This is a genomic window from Pseudomonas sp. SIMBA_041 (genome assembly GCF_046535095.1).
Classification (GTDB): domain Bacteria; phylum Pseudomonadota; class Gammaproteobacteria; order Pseudomonadales; family Pseudomonadaceae; genus Aquipseudomonas; species Aquipseudomonas mucoides.
In genome coordinates, this window is record NZ_JAWRXJ010000562.1 from 1 (window position 1) to 257 (window position 257).

Annotated in this window: 1 protein-coding gene; it reads left to right on the forward strand. The window is 48.2% G+C overall.

Features of this window, described 5'->3' with window-relative positions; genetic code table 11:
- Positions 1-101: 101 nt before the first annotated feature.
- The coding region (locus SB725_RS32370) for an SDR family NAD(P)-dependent oxidoreductase (protein WP_410923601.1) at positions 102-257 on the forward strand (156 nt) is incomplete at its 3' end.

Genomic DNA, 257 nt, shown 5'->3' on the forward strand with positions numbered 1-257 from the left:
GGTAATGTACTGAGCAATTTGGCGAAGCGTCAGGCGCAGCCAATCGCAAGCTATCCTACTGACAAGCCTGCCCGTCTAGAAAAATTATTGGAGGTGTTATCATGAGCCGTACGATTACATTAGTGACTGGCGCTAGCCGAGGTATCGGCAAGGCAGTGGCCAAACGTTTTGCTAAAGAAGGACATTTTGTCATTGGAACTGCGACCACTGAAAAAGGCGCTGAGCTTATCGATGACTACCTTCATGATACTGGTGGT